We start from the raw sequence: 21,650 nt of genomic DNA, 5'->3' as shown, positions 1-21,650 counted from the left end.
CGATGATGCCAGGCAAAAATTTGATAAGGCTTATGCTAGCCTCACATGTCAAAATTAAATGGAAATAGTAATAGTTTGTTTATATATGTTAAATGCCTGTAAAGCTTATATAGAATATATAATTGAAGATGGCGACTTAAAAAAGAGCCTTTGTGATATTATCTCACTCGACTATCTTAATGTGATTATGGCGCACTATTCACATATATCACAGGATGATTTCAGATTATGATTTATTTTTACAATTAAGGGTATGTTAATTTAATATGAATAATTATTATTTAATTTTATCGTGAAAATTGAAGATAACTTAACATTGAATAATTAACCGGATTTATTTCTCAAATTCTTGTTGGTTTTCACTGAAGCCAAAAATATGACGGAACAATTAAAAACCCCCTCGTTTACTTAACCATCAAAATAATAAACAACATGATCCTGATTCAAAAGGGATTATATTGGTCTAATTGAGCTAATATGCTACAATTAAATTATAAATAGTAGATGGTGTTGCATGTGAATTTATCCGACTCAAACCATAATATTGTTTCTGGCTCTAGTATCGAGCTATATAACAATTTAAATCCATCGACAAGATCTTTAATTGATTCGATGAAAAGAGTTGTCTGTAATATCGTTCCTACTGAACATATTGTTGATGAGGTTATTGATATTTCAAATGAGGGCAATGAAACCTGGTATAGTTATATAGTTGTTACTGACTTACCCCAAAGTGAATCATTATCATTGAATAAAAAATTCATAACTTATTGCTTAGAGAATGGACTTCATAAGCTATTAAACTCAGCCGTTACATTTCGATTCAAAGTAGGTAAAGGACATGCCAATAAATGCACAAAACCTTTTGACAATTTCAAAAAAATTATTAGGCGTAACTTCTCAGGCTGAAGAGTATTTCCGGGTCTCTTCGAATCGGGCCTATTATTGCGCTTTTCACTCATGCTCTCAGGTAGCAAGATCTGAATTTAATGCTATACCTAATAATGGTCATCAAAGCTTTGGGCATGAAGAATTATATGATTTATTCTTAAACCACCAACCGCCTTTAAAAGTTCCAAATAAAAGAGATAAGGATATATATCAGATAGGGTATTTATTAAAGCAAGCAAGAGATTTAAGAGTTCATGCAGATTATAAAAATCAAACATTCTCTATTAACGACGCACAGGATACGATTAATAGTACAGAAGAAATACTGCGCTTAATTAAACTGTTATAAATTGAAGATTCAGCAATCCTTAAACACTACCAATGAGCGTGCACTAATATAGCCAATTGCAATACATGGAAACTATAGGATTAGATAATTATTCATTGATTGTGTAAATTTTAGTCTAATTATATTAGAGAAGAAACGCTTTGCTGTATAATAAAAACCTTATCTATCTCAAACTATTTACTTTATCTGTTCATCAAAGTTAAAAAATTATAATGATTTCAAGGGTAAGTAAACTTTTTGAGCTAGATCAGGTACGTTATCTGACTCAAAGTATAATTTACATGAAAATTAAATAAAATATCTTATTGTGAAAAATTCGGATAAAGGACAACTACAAGTGAGAGCTAATGTTACCGAAAAAAGGATCAACGTACACACTAGGCCATTAAGGACGTAGGTTCTTTAATTGTGATATCTTTTTGCCATTTCAGACAGGATGTGTTAAAATTTGTGCAATTTGATTTCTGGGTGATTAATGTGTTTGATACAGTTTATAGAATTGCAATAGAAACTAATGATTTTGAAGAGTTAAAAAGCAAGTTAAAAGAACTTCATGTTGATACTTTGGGTCTAAAGGATGGCTTTCTAGTTACGGTTGGAGCTCAATTAGCAAGAGAATGTAAACACGATAAAGTTGAATGGATGCGGCAGCTCGGCGCAAATGTTGATACTATTGCTTTTGGCTATGCCCAGGCAGGCAATCATGACAAAGTGGAGGCCTACAGACAACTCGGCGCAGGCGTTGATACTATTGCTTGTGGCTATGCTTATGCAGGCTGTCATGACAAAGTAGAGGCCTACAGACAGCTCGGCGCAGGCGTTAATATTATTGCTTTTGGCTATGTACTGGCAGGCAATCATGACAAAGTTGAGGCTTATAGACAGCTCGGTGCAGGCGTTACTACTATTGCTTTTGGCTATGCGCTGACAGGCAATCATGACAAAGTTGAGGCCTACAGACATCTCGGTGCAGACGTTCATAAGATTGGTTTTGGCTATACGCTGGCAGGTAATCATGAGAAAGTAAAGGCATACAGACAACACGGTGTAGACATTAAGGGTATTGCTTATGGCTATGTAGTGGCAAGCAATCATGACGCAGTAGAGACCCGGGAGAAATCACGACGTCGCGCAAAAGTAACTGTTGAAGAGCCTCCCCACCTTGTTGGAGTGCCTCCCTACCTTGCTATAAGATCTGGTGCCGATGCTGATTATGCATTGGTACGCAATCGTGAGAAAGAAAAAAAATACGATATCAAATACAATCTCATTGACACGTTGGATAAATACCTGAAAAAAAGAAGCACTGTAGTTGATTCCTCAGGAAAAACCAAAGAGTATTTTTATGGCAGCTTTTTTTCTGTATTTCAAAAAAGTTTTAAACAAAAAAGTGATGCTGTTAAAGCTTTACAATTAGCGTTAGAGGGATATAAGGTTGACTTAAACCCACACTTGTCTACTTTAAGAAATGGCCATCTGGGTAAAGTGCTGCGAGAATTTATTCAAACTGGCATCGGTGTTGGAAAAGAAGTGACTACCGTGAGCGGCTTCATTCAGGCCCTTCAAGAAGAAAATTTCAAGGCAGTACAGTCTTTTTAATCACTCGTTAAATGCTCTCACCACATCGAGTGAGAGCAGAACTCACTTAGGTTCTGTGAACAATAGGATCAGTACTAACTCAGGAATAGCCAACAATTTTCCAATGCTTTTCTCAATAAAGTAGTTTTTTAATAACTTTTCAATAGTATGATGCTGATATGGATTTTTAATAAATCTGGCAAGAACTATTAAGAGGTATTTGCACGATTCCCAGGGTTTCTGACTTTTAAGCATCTGCTGTCTCAAAAAACGGTCGTTTTTTGAGACAGTATAAAAAATTGATAGTTTTGTTGGGACCCATACCATCACGTACTAAGTCGGACACTATGAAAACCACTTTAAGGAAAGCGGGAAAATCTATGTCATATCATGTAACAAACAGCTTAAATTTCAAAAGCACCTAATATTTCCTTAATCTATACAGTTTATAATTTGAACATAATTGACTTAAAGGAAATTTTGATGGCGAACAAGACTAAGAAAAGTTATAAATTTAATAGCTGGAGTAGGGATTTCGCACTTGTGCCCTTTATCCCTTTGTATATTTATGCTTCTTATGGCAATGCAACAGGTGCTTGGAACAGAAGTGACGCAAGCGCTGACTCTCTTGCTCCCAAACAAATTTTCAACAATACTGTTGGGAAATTATTTCGACAACCGCTTGCTGCCATAATGAATATTGCAGCTTTAACTCTATTAACGCCTATATGCTTGTCGATCGCGGCGGTTTGGTACCCTGTTGCTATATTACATGACATTTATTCTGGAGTTCGTTCATTTTTATTTGGTAGTAAGAAAAATATTTCTTCATCAGAACCCGTAGATTCTAAAAACAGTCAATCGTTATCGATACTTTCTGAAGATTCATTATCGGAGGAAACATCTCATCAAGCTAATGTAAACCATGCTGGTAAAAATACTAACATTGCTTATTTTGACCAACGTAGATCAAGCAACAGAACTCAGCCTACAACATCAGAATTCATTCAGAAGCTTGTTGGTTGCATAAATGGAATAAAAGAAGAAGACATTCAAGACATTAAATTAGTTACTCCCGGTCAAAAATATATTATCAAAGTTAGTGGAACGTATTTCAATGCGATATTTGTTGAGCAAGCTTTCCGTAAAACACTGGAATCAAAGAGCCCAAGAAAACTGAGTGAGGGTATTCGCTTTATAGATGATAATGGAGTTACAGTCGAGAAAATAACCAAAGATACCCATACAATTGAAATTTATGGAAAAGCGGCCGAGCTACTAAATCAATTGTTAGTTGAGAATAATGACCATATGTATTCAAGCCAAATGAGATAATACTTCACATAAGTCTGGTTAGTGGGTTAACCAGGCTTAATCGTTCGAATTTGCGTCAGGGCGCGAGTTCCGGAGCGCCAGGCCTATTATTTTCACCGCCCGCCATGCTCTTCGATCCCGGAAATGGAGGGCAATCCTTCCGACTTTGCGTTTTACCCTCTGTTGCCTTCGGGGTGACCAGACTCTCGGCCATTTCTCAGCTTCGTTAACGGGACTCTATCACTTCAATCTGCAGGTTTACGGCTTGCGGTTTCCTATGCCTACGCTTAACTCAGGATGTTACCATCTCTGCGCCCAAGGCTTAGTACTAAGTGCGTTCGGCTACGCTTCTTTGGTGGCACTTTCCGCCACTAATAATAGTGCGCCTCGTGGCGCACGGTCAAAACGACCCAACCTACAAAAATTATCCGGCACCAAGCCCCCCATAATGGCCCTCCTCCCCCCAAAAAACAAACCAACAAAAAACACATAATGCACTATAATAAGACATTATGGAGATCCCCTTTTCGCTATAGAAAGGACAATAACTACATGAATAACGAGATACAGGAAGAAACCCAACCAGCGATGCCTGAAGAAGCATGGAAAATGTTAGAGACATTTAAAGACATATTTGTTCATCCCGACTTCTTTGAAAAAGGGTTAGTTGTGATCAGCCCGCCTGCAAGCCCGGATATGCCTCGATCCAGCGAAACATTACGTATTAATGAGCGAGAGTATGTTATCTTTAATCAGAATAAGGAAAAGTGGGGCGACTCCCCTACTCCGGAATCACGCTCAATAAATAAAACCAAAAAACTGGCTACCGAACTTTCCCGCTATGCGAAACAGCAAAATCAAACAGATTTTGCTGTCCATAACAATGCCGGTATTTATAATAAACAGCGTCGTGAAGAAATCTTTTTGCCATTAACTGTCGCTACCACAGATAGTTCAGTCCAGTGCTATGCTTACCCTTGGCTCGGGCGAGGCGGCAACATGCCTCAATTTAAAGGCGCTGCGCGTTTTGTCAGTGCCGGTTGTATGTTTGGTGCAACCTTGTCTGGCAAAACAAATACCCAAAAAGAGATTACTCTTATCAATCATAAGTTACCGCTTGAAAAAGACGAGATAATTACTGAGGTTATCTATGATAAGCAATCGCAAAACCCATTTGAAGAAACACTTTTTCAAGAGTTTGAAAAAACTTGCTGTATAATTGATGCTCTGTGTCAACAAAACAAGCCGAAACAATTACTTTATCATCTGCCATTGTATGATTATCTACTATTTGGGGTGAAGTTAGTCTTACAAAATCGCATGACACACGATGCGCTATCTACGTTGACTAAGGCTGTTGTTGAAAAAGCCGCCTTTTATCGAGTTAAGTTGTTGGAAATTTGTCAGCCACATAATATTGAACTGACTATTACCTCTCCTTTTGAGGGATTGTTTACCGAATTTGATCCTAACGCGCCAGCTCAATCACTATGGACTCAATTAGGATTAGCAACAGAAGAACAATCCGTTCCCCATGACCACGCAGAAGCCGAATTGACTCAATCATTGCTTGAGCGGTTGCAAACTGCAAATCATAACCAGAAGCAACAACAAATCTGGCAGACCTTAGTTGCCTTGGAAAAAAATCCAATTACTGATATTGAAGGGTTATTTAAAGTTGCTAATGCAGTTATTCTGGCGGAAGCAAGCCAAGGACAAGGCGATTATGAAACCTGTTCTCTACTTCCATTATCTGAAAAACAGATCCAGGTTCAGTATGACGGCTATGTAGCTATGGCAGCAAATGCGGCTGGTAAAGGCAAAAAATCTATTGCAGCTATAGTTAATATTACAATGTTTGAACCTGTAATTACCTATTCCCCAACAACCAAAGGTTTGTTGTTTTACATGGCTTGCTGCTTAAAGTCTCTGGCAACATTAATTAAGGATCATCAAATTCTTAAATCTGCATCCCAAAAGCTTGGATTGTTTGCCAGCAGTTCGAACATTCCCACTGAAGCAAGTCATTTAAAAACGCCTGGCACATCGCCTGGACTTAACGGATAGGCAGGATAAGCCATGAAACAAAAAAAAGCTTTACCGCCGTTGGAAGCAATAAGTACAAGCCCTGATATTCGACATTTAAATGTTCAAGCTCAGGATCGACTAATCGCAGACATAATTTATTATTACGAAACCATCATTGGTTGTATGCCCGGGAATGTATATTGGCTCGACCGTGAAGGCAAAACTGTCGGTTGCAACCAAAATGTGCTTGATATGTTTGGTATGCAATCGATTGCTGAATTTCGGGGGCTCAACTTTGAAGAAATGGGAAAAATTGGTAACTGGTCTGAAGAAGCCATCCAATCATTTAAAACAGATAGTTTAGCAGTGATGGAATCAGGAATTGCCAAATTAAATATTGAAGAGCCGCCTATCCCGCACCAGGATGGGCGGGTTATTTATTTTTTAACGCATCGCGTACCAATCCTGGATCAACAAAAACAAGTCACTGGTTTAGTAGGGATTTCAATTGATATTACTGAGCGTAAGCAAATGGAAAATGCGTTACGTGAGGCCTTGCAAAAGGCGGAAGATGCAAATCATGCCAAATCAGAATTTCTGGAAAATATGCGCCATGATATCCGTACCCCGCTAACAGGCATTACCGGTTTAACAGAAATTATTCGGGATGAAATCAAAGATCCCGCTTTGCAGACTCATTTAGACGCCCTCTCTGAATCAAGTCAGGCCTTGTTGGATTTATTAAATGAAATTTTAGAGCTTGTTAAACTGTCATCCGGTGAATCTGCTATTACTGTGACTAAATTCAATCTGGAAAATAGGTTAAAAAGCATCATTGAGCTTAATCGAGCCAAAGCGGCAGAAAAACAATTAGCGTTAAATTTTGACTATGATCCCGCTCTTGGGAAATTCTTGATTGGCGATGACAGGCGTATCCATCGTTTAACTCTTGAGTTGATAACAAACGCTATAGTATTTACTGCTACAGGGCATGTGACATTATCTGCAACACTTGCGAAACAGACCAATCGCGACATTGTATTAAAACTCGCTGTTAGCGATACAGGTATTGGAATTCCAGCTGAAAAACAAGAAGTGATTTTTCAACGCTTTAAACGATTAACCCCTTCTTACAAAGGCACTTATCAAGGAGCTGGCTTAGGTTTATCCATCGTTAAGCAATTTATTGATGAGCTGGATGGAGAATTATATATCAATAGTGAAGTGAATCATGGCACAACATTTACCTGCCTTATTCCACTTAAGAAGCCGTTATTAGATACAGACGAAGGCGCGAAGGCCGATTTACCTATGCCAGCACCTGCGGCTCAAAAGCCTTTGGTGAAGACTTCTGAGCTGATTGATGAAATAAAACTGGTATCGCACGATGATACTTATCAAGTGCTGCTAGTCGAAGATAATACCATTGCAGCGATTGCTGCCAAAGCAGTGCTAGTCAAAAATCATTGTGCGGTTACATTAGCCGTAACCGGCGAGGAAGCATTAGCGCTCGCGCGCACGAACCCTAATTTTGATTTAATCTTAATGGATATAGGGTTGCCCGACAGTTCAGGCGATGAAATCGCCATTCAAATCCGCAGAGACACGGCGCATAAGACCACACCTATTATAGCGTTAACCGCGCATGTAGGAGAAGAAAACACGGAGCGCTATCATAACGCCGGTATGAACATGGTGCTTTCGAAACCGTTTAATCAAAACAAAGCCGATACACTTATAGCCGCCTATCTCACAATCAAGAAATCGACTGCTCAGACCGCAACAACAATCATTGACGAAGAGTTCGCATTAAAGCAATTGCAAGGCGACAAGCACTTACTACAAGACATGTTTTCTCTTTTTCTATCGACCCTTCCGGAAGAAAGACAGTTGATTAGCAATGCGTATATGGCAAAAGATTGGACACTGGTAAAAGCGCTTGTCCATAAAATGAAAAGCTCTGCCAGTTATTGCGGAGCACAAAGTTTGGTTGATGCATGCAAAAACATGGAAGCAGCGATTAAAAATAATGAAACAGAAATTTATGAAACCTGTTACCAAGCCTTCGAAAATGAGCTTAATCAAGCGACCCAAGCCATCACCACATTAGTTCAACAAAAAATTTCGAACCTGTAAGCCATGCTTATTATCTCCTTTTAAAAGATAATAAGAAGTCAAGACTTACATTTCATTTTTTATCTGGTAGAATCACATTCGTCAGGATTCTATTCTTCACAAGTTCTTTGTGGATAATTTTAACTACAGTCAGATTAATTCCCATTACTATTACTACTCTATTTTCTTCTAAGCCTTATCAGGCCTTGCTTTTTTTCCAGTTTCACTGCTTCACCCAGGAATAATTTATCCACATTTTCTGTGGATAAACCTGTTAATAGCCTCTGAAAAACCATACCCCGTATGCCCGATAGCAATATGGTTTAACTGTTACCAGGCTGCTTATGCCGTGTTTCCCAAAAATCTATTTAGAAAACACTTGACCCTATAGTTACTATAGACTTTATCGTTATCATCATAGGAGGTAACACCAATGGCTCAATGGTTAGTAAAAAGCTTAAGTACATTAACGGGTGTGTCCGTGCAAACATTACATCATTACGATCGTATTGATCTGTTAAAACCATCGTTGCGTCTCGCTAACGGTTATCGTGTTTACACAGAAAAGGATTTATTAAAACTACAACAAATCATTGCTTTGAAATTTTTTGGATTCGAACTTTCACACATTAGAGATTTACTTGAGAAGCCAAGTGATGCCCTCGAACATTTTACTACTCAGGCCGAAGTCTTGGAAAAAAAAGCACATGCGCTGCTGGAAGGAGCTACCGCTTTAAGGAGCATCACATCTACCGTAACCGATAACAACCAGGAAATTCCCTGGAAGACACTTATTCAACTCATCGAGATTTATCATATGACAGTTCATCTTGAACATTCCTGGGTTAAAGACATTTTTACTCCTGAAGAATTAAAGGAATATGCTGCCTTTAAGACCGAGACGGATGAAATTACAACATAAAGATGCCTGCGTGGTTTATTTAACAACGCCACATGCGCTTGGTTCCAAAACAGTGGGCATTGATGCTCATGCCATTTCAAAAGCAGCTGGCCAGAACATGATTTATAATCGTTGCAAAGATATGGTGGCAACATGGTGTTCTCAGGAGTCAGAATTTGCGCAAGCGCCGGGGGCATTTGCAATCTACCCTGGCTGGGTGCAAACCGACATGGGCGGGAAAAATGCGCGACTTACCGTAGAGCAAAGCGTAGATTCCATGGTCAAAGTAATTGATACAGTAATTAGCAGCAAAAAATTTAACGCCGTTTATTCCTACAATGGCTCAGTGATGAATCCTAATGCTTATGTTGCTTCGGAGGAACTCTCAAAAGTCATTGCTGCGGCAGAAAAAGCAAATCAGAAAAAGGAAAACAATAATGCTTCTCTCGCGGGATTTTTTGCCGACAAACGCAATGGAATAGCGGGTGCCGGGTTAAGCTCTCCGTCCCTTACCCCTATCGGATAAATAAATGTAGCCTGGGTGCAGGTCCATAGGACCGTAACCCGGGTTTCACTTCGTTTCACCCAGGCTACAGTATTAAATATTTTTTAATGGCAAGACCTGTTTAAGCTTCCAAAAATCACCCCAGGGATCATTTTTTAACGCACGTAATCGCTTGGGTAACGTTTTAATGGTATAAGCCGTATCAGAGCGGCGGTTAGTCAGCTCATTCCAATCGAGAGGAACTGACACCGGAGCATGTTTTCGAGAACGGCTTGAGTACGCGCTTACCGAAGTAGCGCTGCGCTGATTACGTAAATAATCGACAAATATTTTACCGCCGCGTTTAGCTTTAGCCATTTTACTAATATACCGCTCGGGATTTTTCTGTTCTAAATATTCAACAAAGACATGGGTAAAGTTTTTAATCACATCCCAATCATATTCCGGTTTAATCGGGATCACCACGTGCAGCCCTTTACCACCAGTCGTTTTCACAAAAGAAGTTAGTTTTAATTGGCTTAACTCCTCTTTAATATCCAAAGCTGCCGCGACGGTAGTTTTCCAGGTCACATCAGGCGCAGGATCGAGGTCAATAACAATGATATCAGGCGTTTCTAAAGACGTTATCAAACTTCCCCAAGGATGAATTTCTAAAACGCCCATTTGTACCAGACTTAACAAACCTTCCCGATTATCTAAATAAATATAGGGTTCGATATGTCCTTTACTTTCTATATCAATTGATTTTAATGCTTTAGGAGTCGTTGCATTGTAATGGCGTTGAAAAAAGCACTCATGGTAATTTTCAGGGCAACGGACTAAAGACAGCGGCCTATTTTGAATAAAAGGTAGAATATAATCGCACACCTCATCATAATAGCCAAGCATGTCTTTTTTAGTATAGTTATCTTCAGGATAAATAATTTTATCGGGATGCGTAATAGGAAAATCAACCGATGACTTTTTCATTTTTTTCTCCACGTCATGTAAAGATTTTGCCTTTTCACGTTTAATGCCGGCGGCCTTTTTATCAAGCCTTAACCCTTTAAAACTGGGATGACGCAAATGATTATCATCAGTCCACTGTGTGAATTCAACTTCAGCTACTAATACCGGTTTTAGCCAATGCGCCTTACGAGATTCCGGCGGTGTGATATTAAAAGGATTTTTAGAAGTACTATATTGTTGCAATTGCTGATAGATTTCTTCAAGCGATTCCTGTGTAAACCCCGTGCCTACATTACCCACGTACTCTAATTCATCCTGGTCATTCCACACGCCCAAATAAAGTGAGCCGAAATGATCTCGGTTTCCCTGTGGATTAGTGTAACCGCCAATAACAAATTCCTGGCGCTTGACGCATTTCACTTTAAGCCAGGTTTTACTGCGTTTTGTTTCATAGGGGCTGTTGATCCGTTTGGAAATGATACCTTCTAAAGCAAGCTCACAGGAATGGTGAAACAACATATCACCGCCATTAATAATGTGATCGCTATATAAAAGGTTCGGGTGTTTCTCAGGAAGTACGGCACGTAATATTTCTTTACGCTGAATAAGAGGTAATCGCTTTAAATCATAGCGATCGTAATAAAGAATATCGAAAATATAATAAATAAAATTAGCCGATTGGTTCGCTTTAATCGCATTTTGTAGTAATTGAAAATCCGATTTACCGTCTTTATCCAACAGAACGACCTCGCCATCAAACACCACATTTTTAAAGGCCAGTTTTTTAATTGCAGTAGCGATAGATAATATCTCGGCGGTCCAGTCAATATGATTACGTGATTTTAAAGTTACCTGCTTATTTTCAACAAAAGCCAGAATACGATACCCGTCAAATTTCACTTCATGCAGCCACTCCGCGCCTTCCGGGGCTTTATCGACAAGAGTAGCCAGTTGTGGAGAAATTCTTTTAGGGAAAGCCGCGGTTTTTAAGTCGTCAGGTAAAGGTACGACTGATTTTTGTCGTGGTTGTTTGCCTTTTTTTGGCGGCATTTTGGGGGTAGCGCCGTCTTTTGTCCAAACCTGTTGATAATTCGCTTTAATTTCATCCATTGTTTGTTCGGTTAGCACGCTAAGCGGTTCTGCTTTGGTCACATCATAATCTGCTAACGGCCTGGCATAATCATCTTTATGTTTAACTAAAAACCAATGTTTATCGTCTTTAAAGCGAAACAAATCCCAGCGGCCATGTAGTTTATGGGCTTCCAGCTCAAAACGTAAATGCCCCTGTTGATATGCTTTCGCAGGATCACTATCCAACGGATGCCAGATGCCTTTATCCCATAACATCACAGTGCCGCCGCCATATTCACCTTTGGGGATTATTCCTTCAAAGGAACCATATTCCACAGGGTGATCTTCAACATGCATGGCTAACCGTTTAACTGTCGGGTCAAAGCAAGGCCCTTTTGGAACAGCCCAGCTTAACAATACGCCATTGAGCTCCAGGCGAAAGTCATAATGCAAGTGGCTTGCGGCATGTTTTTGAATAATAAAAAGATGTTTATTGCCAGAAGCAATTTTACCTTTTGGCTCTGCTGTTTTCTTAAAATCTCTTTTCCTGTGATATTCGGTTAAGCTCATAACTAATCCTTTTGCGCTTTTATTTATTCTAACTCAAAATTTTGCCCTCTATATAAGATAGACTAAGCTTATAGATACACCTACTTTTGAAATAATCGACAATGGCCAGATCAATTTGGGAAGGAGAAATTTCTTTTGGATTAGTATCAATACCAGTATCCTTAGTCTCCGTTGAAGAAAAAAATGATATCCATTTTCATTTACTCGATGCCAAAACCAGGTCACGAGTGAAATATCAGCGCGTCAGTGAGGAAACAGGTAAAGAAGTGCCCTGGGCGGATATTGTTAAAGGGTATGAATACGATAAGGATAGCTACATTATTGTTGATGAATCGTCGTTTGAAAAAGCAAGCCCCGAATTATTTAAAACTATCGAAATTGATGAATTTGTGGATATGAAGGAAATTGATAGCCTTTATTATGTCAAACCCTATTATCTGGTGCCAGAAAGTAAAAATAAAAAAGCCTATGTCTTGTTGCGTGAAGCATTAAAGAAAACACGTAAAGTCGGTGTTGCCAAAGTAATTATTCGAAAGAAAGAATCATTAAGCCTTATTTTACCGCATGAGAATGCCCTGTTGTTATATTTAGTCCATTTTTCCGATGAAATCAGGCAGGAAGACGAGATAAGCCTTCCGAAAGATCCAGCCAAAGCTTACAAAATTGCTGATAAAGAATTAAAAATGGCAGAAGCGTTAATTAACGAGATGAGCACCAAATGGCAACCTGAAAAATACCATAATGAATATCGGGATGCATTACGAGAATGGCTTGACCAGCAAGTGGAGAAAAAAGCTAAAAAAAGCCCACAGAAAACCAAAAGCAGCGTAAATGAAGGCTCTGTTGTTGATTTCATCTCCCTGTTAAAAGAAAGTATGAAAAAAAATAAACCCGCACCTAAAAAAACAGTCCGCAACAGAAAAACCTGACAACGCGCTTTCTTGGCAGATGGAGTATATGACTCAATCAGCATTATCCACTACAATCTCTTCGCAACGGTATAAATATCGCTGCCGATAAGGAACCCTTTTGATTCAATCAAGGGAACATCAATAAAAATTTAAGGAATGTTGTATATGAGTGTGTATTCTACTTTTACCATTTATGAAAATGAAATGCGTCGTTTTATTCAAGCATTAGCAGAGCAAAGTACACTAGATATCCCAAAAATTACAGATTGGATTTATAACACAGGCGTGACAACGTATATTGCTGCTCAAGGCCCTATGTATCACGCCTTCGTTAAACAATGCCAGGAAAAATATAACCATAGGCCATTAATATCGCCCAATCATATTCAAGGACAGCATTACACCGGTCTGGTAGCCCTGATGAATGATTTAATAAACACTTTTAGCGCAACTAATCCTTACTTAAAAAACATTATAACAACTAACTTTGCTAAAATATTATTGTTAGCCATTACCAATCATAACCCGTTTATTGAAATCGAGTCTCAGGTTGCATCCGAATTAAATGAGTTATTGGATAATAATCCTCCCATAAGCCCATTGGAAAAAACCATGGAGCTTTTTGAAGCTAAACGGGCTCAGCATCCTGAACTGGAAGAAGATTTTAAAAATAAATTAACCCTAATGAATGAATTTCTTACCGGACAGAAAGAAAGTCTCGCTAAAATAGCTCGCCCCCATCAGGCAACTTCCAATAATCCTTACGCGCATTTTCAGATGCAGAAAGAAGATCGACCAATGCCTTCTGCTTCTACATTAGGAAATACTGGACCTGCTCAGTAATCAATGGGCCAGGTTCTGAACTTGGCCTTATTTGTTTACTGTTGATCTGTCTTTAGCTTTTCAGTGAGATAGCCTGTTCTGTTTGTTTAATCACTTCCTGCAACTGCAAATAAAGTACTTCTGCTCTGGAAGTATCTCCAATTTTAAGTGATTTTTCCAATGCTTCGCATGCCGAAAACAGACGCTTGGTACCACAGTAAGCCGCCCCGCTTTTAAGCTTGTGCGCTACCTTTTCAAGGGTTTGCCATTCCTTATGGCGAAATGCCTCATCTAGTGCCTGGCGATCTTCAGGGATTTCCTGAGTTAACAGCATGGTTAATAAATCCCGCAAGACTTCTTCACTACCTAACTGGACAATGGCCTGTTCTTTATCCAGGAGAGGAAGGGCTTGCTCGGTGTTTGGCTCTGCTGCCTGCTCTGGGGCTTTGCTACGTATTACTGCGTTTGGGGTTACGCTTTTTAGACATTCCGCAAGCATCTCCGGAGTTAATGGTTTAGTTAAAACTTTATTTACCCCTGCCTGATTGGCATCAGTTAATTCATTGGCTGCATGAGCGGTCAATGCAAAAACAGGAAGAGGTTTTCGATGTTCAAGCTGCTCCAATTGTCTGATTGAATGCGCCAATTCAAAACCATCCATGCCTGGCAATCCAATGTCTGTTAATACCATATCCACTTTATTGGTTAACAGCAGTTCAAAACCCGTTTCAGCGCTCTCAGCAGCTAAACTCAGGCAACCTGCTTTGGCCACTAACGATTCGGCCATCTTTCTGGCAATCAGGTTATCTTCAATGATCAGTACGGTAATAGCAGCTGATGAATCGGGCAAGACCGTTGCCTGGTTTGGTTGTGCAATAACCGATTTAATTCGCTGCGAAGGAATAGCGGACTGACTCAAATGGACAACTTTATCTGATCGAGCAACAGCCCGCACCGGCACAGTAAATCGAATGGTTGTACCTACCCCTGGCTCACTGGTTAATTCAATCTTACCTTTCATCAACTCCACATACTTTTGAACAATATGTAACCCGACTCCATGCCCTTGATATTTGCCATGGTAACTGGCATCACCGCGAAAAAAGCGGTCAAATACCTGCGATTGCATAACTTCAGGTATGCCAATCCCTGTATCTTGAATGGTAAATTGCAACAAGACCTGAGACCCATAGGTCGCAACTGGTTCAATCTTAATGCAGATCCCCCCTTTTTCGGTAAACTTTATGGCATTGCCAATTATATTTAATAATATACGATGCAGTTTGGTTAAATCTGCTTCAATGATAGGAGGCAGTGTTGAAGCCAGGCGAGTAGTTAACGACAACCCTTTTAATTCAATGGCTGGCTTCTCAAGGGCTTGAATATCAGCGATAAGGGTACTTAAGGAAAAGTGCTGCGCCGTTAAGTGCTCCTCAGTTAAACTATCACTGGCAATTAAATCCAGAACGCTGTTAAGTAAATTTAATAACTGTTGACCACAATCGTGCACCCATTCTGCATGTTCACGCTCAATTGGAGTTTGTGCTTCTTCGCATAGCAAATCAGAAATGCCAATGATACCTGCTAATGGAGTACGAATATCATGGCTCATATTGGCGATAAACTCGCTTTTGGCGGTATTGGCTGCTTCAGCATGTTTCACTTGCTTTAATTCTGCCTCAAGCCGTTTTAAATGGGTAATATCTACAGTATTACCAACGATTCCTGCAACCTCCCCTTGTTCATTAAACAACGGTTTTTTAACGGAAAGTAAAATAATGTTCTCGCCATTGGCTAAATGGGTAACTTCTTCCCGTGATATTTCTTGTTGTAATGTCATGACCTCAATATCATTTTGGCGATAAACTGTGGCATTATCCCTATTAAATATATCAAAATCTGTTTTACCAATTATTTCAGAAGCTTCAGGTATTTTAATAAATCCCATCTGGTAAATACTTTCGACACAACGTTTATTTAAACCAAGCCATACTCCATCACGATTTTTCCAATAAACATCACCTGGGAAATCATCCAATAAGTTACTCAAAAGATTATGCTCAGCGCGTAAAACACTTAATTGCTCTGTAAGGGCCTCAATTTCTGCTTGTTGACGTTCTAATGCTTGTTTAAGCTCTTCTGGATTATCGTTAGCCATTACTGCATCATGTCTGTTTTTAATTAATACAAGTATAGTGTAAAAAATAAGCACTGGAACAATGCTTTTATTAGGCAACGTCCCTGAAGTTTTTTTAAACAAGATTAAATCTTGGATTGAGCATAGATTTTTCAATTTCACTTTGATCTGCCCCCTCTCCCGCGATAGGAGCTTTGATAGTATGATATGCCTTTCGCGGGAGAGGGCTGGGGAGAGGGAAAGTCACGGATGGTCATTGCTGAGGAGATGACTACTCGCTGATAATCAATTCCAACCTGATCAGCAAGTGCGTGTAGAGATATTCCTTTGGCTCTACAAACATCGCGTAATTTTAAGAGAATTTATTTAAACTTGTGTCGTTGTCTGACATAACAGTTCCTCTATCTTAAATATCGCTTCTTTCATTTGATTATATCATTTTTTATTTACCAGCAGTTAAAAAAATCAGCGTTATACATTTTCAAGATTAGTTAATAAAATATGTCTATTGTTCCTGACAAGCTCAAAAATTAACTATTTTACTTTCTGCATACACTTCAGAAATATGGTCGCCATTCCAGATATATCTTAGATGGCACCCTTGAACAGGTATTGTTAGCGCAGGCGGTCTAAAAATAGCCATACATAAGCCGCCTTGATTTCTTATGCTAGGGTAAAATATCCCCCAATGCTTCTCATCGCGGATTTTTTTTCCAAATTTCTGACTTGTGTCATAGAAAGCAGGGTCCGGATTTAATAATTCGCTATAAACTTTACTGGTAATATCGACTACTGGTTTCGTGATACTCGCTATATATTCTCGCATAGAGATAGAACACGTTTTTTCGTTAGAAGCCCGGTAAAATCTTTCTCGATGATAAACTGTTTCTTTAATCGCAGTATCTAAAGATGACGCAGCATAATAAACCCCATAACTGCCATCGCTAAATCTTGAGGGAAAACCGATATGACAAAAGGCAGCCATAAGAGGAGTAGCTCCAGGGCTGCCTACCCAATCTTCTTTTGATATTAAATTAATCCGGCCATATTCAGCCTGAATGCGCTCATTTGTAAGGCCTTCCAAAAGAGCAATCTGTTCTAGCTCTTCAGCAGAATCAGCCCAATCAAACAATGATACAGGAGGAAATTTGGATGGTATAAGCCTATGTACTTTCTTGTCATAATCGATAAAAGAGTACAATTTAATACCCTCTCCAAAAATCTAAAAATCTTCTCACCTCTGCAAGGCGAACTATTCCTCCCTCCAGCATATACTCTTTAGGTGTTAAACCATTAAAAGGCGGCAATGTATTTTTACGATTAATCCATGTTCTAGCTTGTACTTCATCATCAAATAGAATGCGTAAAGATTTATAAATACCCAAAAGATAAGACACTCTCTCCCTTTGATCTCTATTTAATCTGGATTTATGAGAAGTATAGGTTGAGCGTGGCATATCCCCCATTAAAATCCGTGCCTCTCCTTCTTTTAAATCAAAGCGATCCACAAGATTAATAAGTGATTTCCACACAACTTCATCGGGAATGTTATTTATTTGGTTTGTGCTGACTTGCATATACTTCTCTCCACTGTTCCTTAGAGGATAGTATATAGAAAGACAATTGTCCATTGATAGACACAAAGGATACTTTGTAAATACTTAAGCCCCGCTATACAGTAATATAAAAAATTAGGAAACAGATAGACTTTTTCAAGTCAGATATGATAAAAAACAGCACGGAATTGAGGCATCCTAAAAGTATTAGAAAAGCATACTGATTTTGGAGCCTATATTGATTACTAGTCCAAAGGTTAAGCGTTATGTTGTTAAACGGAATTGTTTCCTCGCGATATTATTTATTTTCCATTTCTAATTTAATCGCCGCATTTGGCGGAGGATTAATTTTAGGAAAGGCTACAGATGTTATTAAGACGCCATACCTTCATGGCGGGTCAATTCTGGCATTCTTTGTTGGCACTATTCTGGGTTTATTATTTATCCAATTATTGCCTAAGAAATTATCAAAAACCATTGCACCCTCCTTTTCCGTGGGATGCAGTCTGGTATCAGTGATTTTATTTTATGTTTATTATAATTACTCCCAAAACCATTATTTATCGGGATATCCATCTGTAATATTTTTCATCCTTTTAACCCTCCGATTTACTTTTTGGTTCTATTCTCGAGTAAAACGTGCTTCAGAATCATCTGGCTATCAACAATCAATTGCCTGGGTAGAATTTGGATATTACGCTGGTATGGTTCTGGGTTTGATCTTCTGGAAAATTCTGAATCTTGACGTCTCTTTAGAAATGGCTCTGCTAATCGATGCTGCCTTTCAGTTTATCGCAGGCTCAATAGATATTTATAGCTTCTCTTTAAAAACCAGGCCGGCCAATATATCTGCATCACCCGCTCAAACCGTGAAAGTCGAACAGTTCAGCTCAGACTGGTGCTCAAGGCTGTCTAAATCCGTTATCTTTCTTACAGTAGGCGTACAGGTAGTTATATTCAGTGCTGCCCACTATTTGTCACAGACAATCAGCACTTATCTCCTGGCTACTTTTTATTTTGGGGTCGCAGTCGCAGCATTTGTTTGTAATAGGTACAAAGTATTTTTGTCCTGGAATAAAGACCATGATTATGCGGCAATGCTATATACTAATAAACAAAATATAAGGATCCCGCTGCTTCTGGTTTTAGCTATTATTTTTCTGAATATTTCTGCAGTCTGTTATGAAATTTATAGTGATATGTCGGTTCATGAAACCTTTTTCAATGTCATTATAGTCTGTGTATTGGTATTCCTTGCGGCATTCGCTTATGAAGCAATATCACTCTCATTCCTGGACAGAATTGGTTATGAAGAAGAAGCATTAAACTCATCCGGACTCGTTATGAAAACCTATGGCCTGATGGGCGTCTTTTCTGCCATAGGGTTTTGGATCCTGAATATCTTTCACAACAACCTATTCATTTCATTATTAATGATAAGCTCCTCCATTTTATATACAACCCTTGCAACATTAAAAAGAGAAGTAAGTTGGGGTGTTTCGACCCAACAAGGGGCTTGATCAGGTCACTAAGGCAAAATCAGGATTAAAGTCAGGCATGTTGGGTCGAAACAATACCAGCACTTATCTACCAGAGAATGGTGGAACAGCCCTTAAAAGTTTTGAGGACCTTGTAAGATATTTAGTTGATAATAACGAAGCATATAAAGATGTCTTCAAATCCTACCGCAATGCACCTGTTCATCATATTGTAGAAATTAAGGATGGAAAGAATGTTGTAACATTAACTGTTTTACACTGCCATCGAACCTCCGATGCAGGGATGGTTAGTGTTGGTCAAACTACTATCAAACTATAGCGCGTTGTAGCCTATATTGGATATGGTACGCCACAAATTTCTATTGAATTATGGACGGGTGATGCACGAAAAACGATAGCCAACTCTCAAGCAAAGGAATAAAAAATGCCAATAAGTATCCATCCAAAACCAGGACAAATTCTTCTTTGTGATTTTTCTGAAGGATTTAAAGAACCTGAAATGGTTAAATCTAATAGGCCTGTAATAATAATATCTAATGAAATTAAAGGGAGAAAGAATCTAGTAACTTTAGTCCCACTCAGCACTACTAAACCGAGTCCTATCCTTGCCTATCATTATCTTATGCCAAAACAATCCATGCCCATGCTTAAACATTTCCAAGAATATGAAAACTGGGTTAAAGGGGACATGCTTTATACTGTCTCTTTTGAAAGATTAAGCTTAATAAAACTAGGTACTAGAGATTCATCCGGAAAACGATTGTATTTTAAGAATAGGCTTGGAAGGGAGCAAATGAAGGAGATTTATAAGTGTATACTACATGGATTAAATTTATCCCGATTAACACCCTATTTGTAATTTTCTCTAAAAATGAATATAATATAATTGTTAACTGCTCTGCTTCGGCATCAGGCATTCAAGACTGCACAAAGGTCCGCCCAGTGCAGCTGGCCCAACAAACGGAGACGACAATCCATGTTGACGCCATGTTTAGGCTTCTTCGGAAGCCTTTGTCGTTTTAAAGGCTTCTCAATCGTATCATTAACTACCTCAATATATTAAATTTTTAATGCTTGTCTTAAACAAAAGGGTTATTTATGAGCCCAATCTATAGCTAAAAGTGCAAACATTGCGAAAAGTAATCGTCTGTTGCGCCGGTTAAGTTATTTTCACAAGGCTTTTTTTAAAGCGACAAATTTTATCAATATAATGCTTAGAAAATGAGCTCATTTGCTTTATTTCCTCTTCTGATACTAGCCTCATAATCTTACCAGGCGAGCCAGCAACGAAAGAATTGTCAGGAATTGTCTGATTTTCAAGAATAAGAGTATTTGCTGCGATAATACAATTTTTTCCAATAGTTGTATTATTGAGAATCGTGGCTCCAATAGCAACAATTGTATTATCGCCGATGTGACAGCCATGCAACATGGCTTTATGAGCAATAGTAACATTATTACCAATTTTCATTACCAAATGCGGATCCGTATGAATAATTGCTCCATCCTGAATGTTAGTACCGTCTCCAATATATATCTCTGCATTGTCAGCTCGAATTACAGCATAAGGAAGAATGCATACATTATTTTCAATAATAACGGAGCCTATTAAACAAGCCTCTTCTGCTATATAGATATTACTACCGTTAATTTGTGGCTTACGTTCTTCGAATGAATAAAGCATACATTCCTTAATAAATAAAACCTAATAGAGTTCTATTGATCATCCTCATTAATTTGCAAAAAATCCTCTTCTGTTTGTATTGGTATATCATCGATGACACAACTAAATCCTAGCCGTATCTGATCTTCTTTCAAGCCTAAAACAGTACATTGGATAAAATCACCAATCATTATTGTTTCCCCAATACGTCTTTTAAAGAGCAACATGTTCAATTTCCTTTTATTTTTAAAATAATTATTTATTGTTTTACTGATGGTTTGATTGGTTCTAATCACCTACATGCAAGCATTATCAGAATGGCTACAGGAAGTGTTAATAAACTTAATATTATCTGGATTCTTGCCTATAGTTTCAAAATCACAGGCAAAGATATATCCTACTTTTCGGATATCTTGAGGACTCATATCAGCCAGCATTTCATCATCTCGAAATACCAACGCAGCTGCCGTATGTATAATAATGTCATCTTTTTTGTCTCTTATGGACAAGACACATAAGCCATGGGGTAATTTAAATTTTTGTGCAATTACTTCATATCTATATTGCTTTTCTACGGTTCCACTGTCTGCTGTAGCCATTTTTTTCTCCATTTTAATTGGACCTTTCTTCAAACTAAATTATTGTAATCCTAAATTTTTACTCTCACGTTACATTTGTAATTAATATATAATTTCATTTTTTCCATACCAGGTAACAAAATTTAGCGAATACTATAAGTTATTTTTCATTTCTGCAACAACAAATTTTCATAGATGAAATTATCTGTTCAAT

18 protein-coding genes and 1 pseudogene are annotated in these 21,650 nt (G+C 38.4%); 12 read left to right on the top strand and 7 right to left on the bottom strand.

Going from position 1 to position 21,650, the window contains the following annotated elements; genetic code table 11:
* Positions 1–841 precede the first annotated feature (841 nt).
* The 7 genes and pseudogenes from ACFORL_RS05695 to ACFORL_RS05665 all read left to right on the top strand — a co-directional run bounded on the left by ACFORL_RS05695 (position 842) and on the right by ACFORL_RS05665 (position 9,702).
* Positions 842–1,240: a hypothetical protein gene (locus ACFORL_RS05695; RefSeq protein ID WP_382341971.1), complete on the top strand. Its 399-nt coding sequence runs from the start codon at positions 842–844 to the stop codon at positions 1,238–1,240.
* A gap of 438 nt (positions 1,241–1,678) precedes the next feature.
* On the top strand, positions 1,679–2,839 hold the full coding sequence (locus tag ACFORL_RS05690) for a hypothetical protein (protein ID WP_382341969.1): 1,161 nt from the start codon (positions 1,679–1,681) through the stop codon (positions 2,837–2,839).
* Between the two features lie 462 nt (positions 2,840–3,301).
* Positions 3,302–4,153, top strand: coding sequence for a hypothetical protein (locus tag ACFORL_RS05685; protein WP_382341968.1), 852 nt, complete (start codon positions 3,302–3,304; stop codon positions 4,151–4,153).
* Positions 4,154–4,684: 531 nt separating this feature from the next.
* Entirely contained in the window at positions 4,685–6,199 is a 1,515-nt protein-coding gene (locus tag ACFORL_RS05680) for a hypothetical protein (protein ID WP_382341966.1), read from the top strand.
* Between the two features lie 12 nt (positions 6,200–6,211).
* Positions 6,212–8,296 carry an ATP-binding protein gene (locus ACFORL_RS05675; RefSeq protein WP_382341964.1) on the top strand — a complete coding sequence of 695 codons (2,085 nt, stop codon included), beginning with the start codon at positions 6,212–6,214 and terminating at the stop codon, positions 8,294–8,296.
* Between the two features lie 412 nt (positions 8,297–8,708).
* Positions 8,709–9,176 (top strand): annotated as a pseudogene (locus ACFORL_RS05670) (MerR family transcriptional regulator); the annotation flags it as partial.
* A 4-nt stretch (positions 9,177–9,180) separates the two neighbouring features.
* The gene (locus ACFORL_RS05665) at positions 9,181–9,702 is read left to right on the top strand and encodes a hypothetical protein (RefSeq protein WP_382341962.1); all 522 of its coding nucleotides are present in this window, start codon (positions 9,181–9,183) and stop codon (positions 9,700–9,702) included.
* A 72-nt stretch (positions 9,703–9,774) separates the two neighbouring features.
* Here ACFORL_RS05665 and ligD read toward each other — a convergent pair whose 3' ends face one another.
* Complete coding sequence (gene ligD, locus ACFORL_RS05660; protein ID WP_382341960.1) at positions 9,775–12,270, bottom strand: DNA ligase D; 2,496 nt, start codon at positions 12,268–12,270, stop codon at positions 9,775–9,777.
* A gap of 101 nt (positions 12,271–12,371) precedes the next feature.
* On the opposite strand from ligD, the gene ku reads away from it, so the two are divergent.
* A complete protein-coding gene (gene ku / locus ACFORL_RS05655) occupies positions 12,372–13,199 on the top strand; it encodes a non-homologous end joining protein Ku (protein WP_382341958.1) in 828 nt (275 codons plus the stop codon).
* Positions 13,200–13,346: 147 nt separating this feature from the next.
* On the top strand, positions 13,347–14,024 hold the full coding sequence (locus ACFORL_RS05650) for a hypothetical protein (RefSeq protein ID WP_382341956.1): 678 nt from the start codon (positions 13,347–13,349) through the stop codon (positions 14,022–14,024).
* Between the two features lie 52 nt (positions 14,025–14,076).
* Here ACFORL_RS05650 and ACFORL_RS05645 read toward each other — a convergent pair whose 3' ends face one another.
* The 3 genes from ACFORL_RS05645 to ACFORL_RS05635 all read right to left on the bottom strand — a co-directional run bounded on the left by ACFORL_RS05645 (position 14,077) and on the right by ACFORL_RS05635 (position 17,717).
* Positions 14,077–16,161: a PAS domain-containing hybrid sensor histidine kinase/response regulator gene (locus ACFORL_RS05645; protein ID WP_382341954.1), complete on the bottom strand. Its 2,085-nt coding sequence runs from the start codon at positions 16,159–16,161 to the stop codon at positions 14,077–14,079.
* A gap of 502 nt (positions 16,162–16,663) precedes the next feature.
* On the bottom strand, positions 16,664–17,341 hold the full coding sequence (locus ACFORL_RS05640; protein ID WP_382341952.1) for an RES family NAD+ phosphorylase: 678 nt from the start codon (positions 17,339–17,341) through the stop codon (positions 16,664–16,666).
* A 1-nt stretch (position 17,342) separates the two neighbouring features.
* Positions 17,343–17,717 (bottom strand): antitoxin Xre/MbcA/ParS toxin-binding domain-containing protein, encoded by a 375-nt coding sequence (locus ACFORL_RS05635; RefSeq protein ID WP_382341951.1) that lies wholly within the window; start codon positions 17,715–17,717, stop codon positions 17,343–17,345.
* 245 nt (positions 17,718–17,962) lie between these two features.
* Here ACFORL_RS05635 and ACFORL_RS05630 point away from each other — a divergent pair, with 245 nt between their 5' ends.
* The 3 genes from ACFORL_RS05630 to ACFORL_RS05620 all read left to right on the top strand — a co-directional run bounded on the left by ACFORL_RS05630 (position 17,963) and on the right by ACFORL_RS05620 (position 20,054).
* Positions 17,963–19,216, top strand: coding sequence for a hypothetical protein (locus ACFORL_RS05630; protein ID WP_382341949.1), 1,254 nt, complete (start codon positions 17,963–17,965; stop codon positions 19,214–19,216).
* A 37-nt stretch (positions 19,217–19,253) separates the two neighbouring features.
* The gene (locus ACFORL_RS05625) at positions 19,254–19,514 is read left to right on the top strand and encodes a hypothetical protein (protein ID WP_382341948.1); all 261 of its coding nucleotides are present in this window, start codon (positions 19,254–19,256) and stop codon (positions 19,512–19,514) included.
* Positions 19,515–19,619: 105 nt separating this feature from the next.
* A complete protein-coding gene (locus ACFORL_RS05620; RefSeq protein ID WP_382341946.1) occupies positions 19,620–20,054 on the top strand; it encodes a type II toxin-antitoxin system PemK/MazF family toxin in 435 nt (144 codons plus the stop codon).
* 300 nt (positions 20,055–20,354) lie between these two features.
* On the opposite strand, the gene ACFORL_RS05615 is transcribed toward ACFORL_RS05620, so the two are convergent.
* From ACFORL_RS05615 to ACFORL_RS05605, 3 genes are all read right to left on the bottom strand, one after another.
* Positions 20,355–20,879, bottom strand: coding sequence for a gamma carbonic anhydrase family protein (locus ACFORL_RS05615; RefSeq protein ID WP_382341944.1), 525 nt, complete (start codon positions 20,877–20,879; stop codon positions 20,355–20,357).
* Between the two features lie 32 nt (positions 20,880–20,911).
* The gene (locus tag ACFORL_RS05610) at positions 20,912–21,085 is read right to left on the bottom strand and encodes a carbon storage regulator (protein ID WP_382341942.1); all 174 of its coding nucleotides are present in this window, start codon (positions 21,083–21,085) and stop codon (positions 20,912–20,914) included.
* A 69-nt stretch (positions 21,086–21,154) separates the two neighbouring features.
* Complete coding sequence (locus tag ACFORL_RS05605; RefSeq protein ID WP_382341941.1) at positions 21,155–21,457, bottom strand: hypothetical protein; 303 nt, start codon at positions 21,455–21,457, stop codon at positions 21,155–21,157.
* Positions 21,458–21,650 lie beyond the last annotated feature (193 nt).

It is taken from the genome of Legionella dresdenensis (assembly GCF_042649825.1).
Taxonomy (GTDB): Bacteria; Pseudomonadota; Gammaproteobacteria; order Legionellales; family Legionellaceae; genus Legionella_C; species Legionella_C dresdenensis.
The sequence above is the reverse complement of the archived record's forward strand: the minus strand, read 5'-3'. Positions and strand labels throughout refer to the sequence as shown.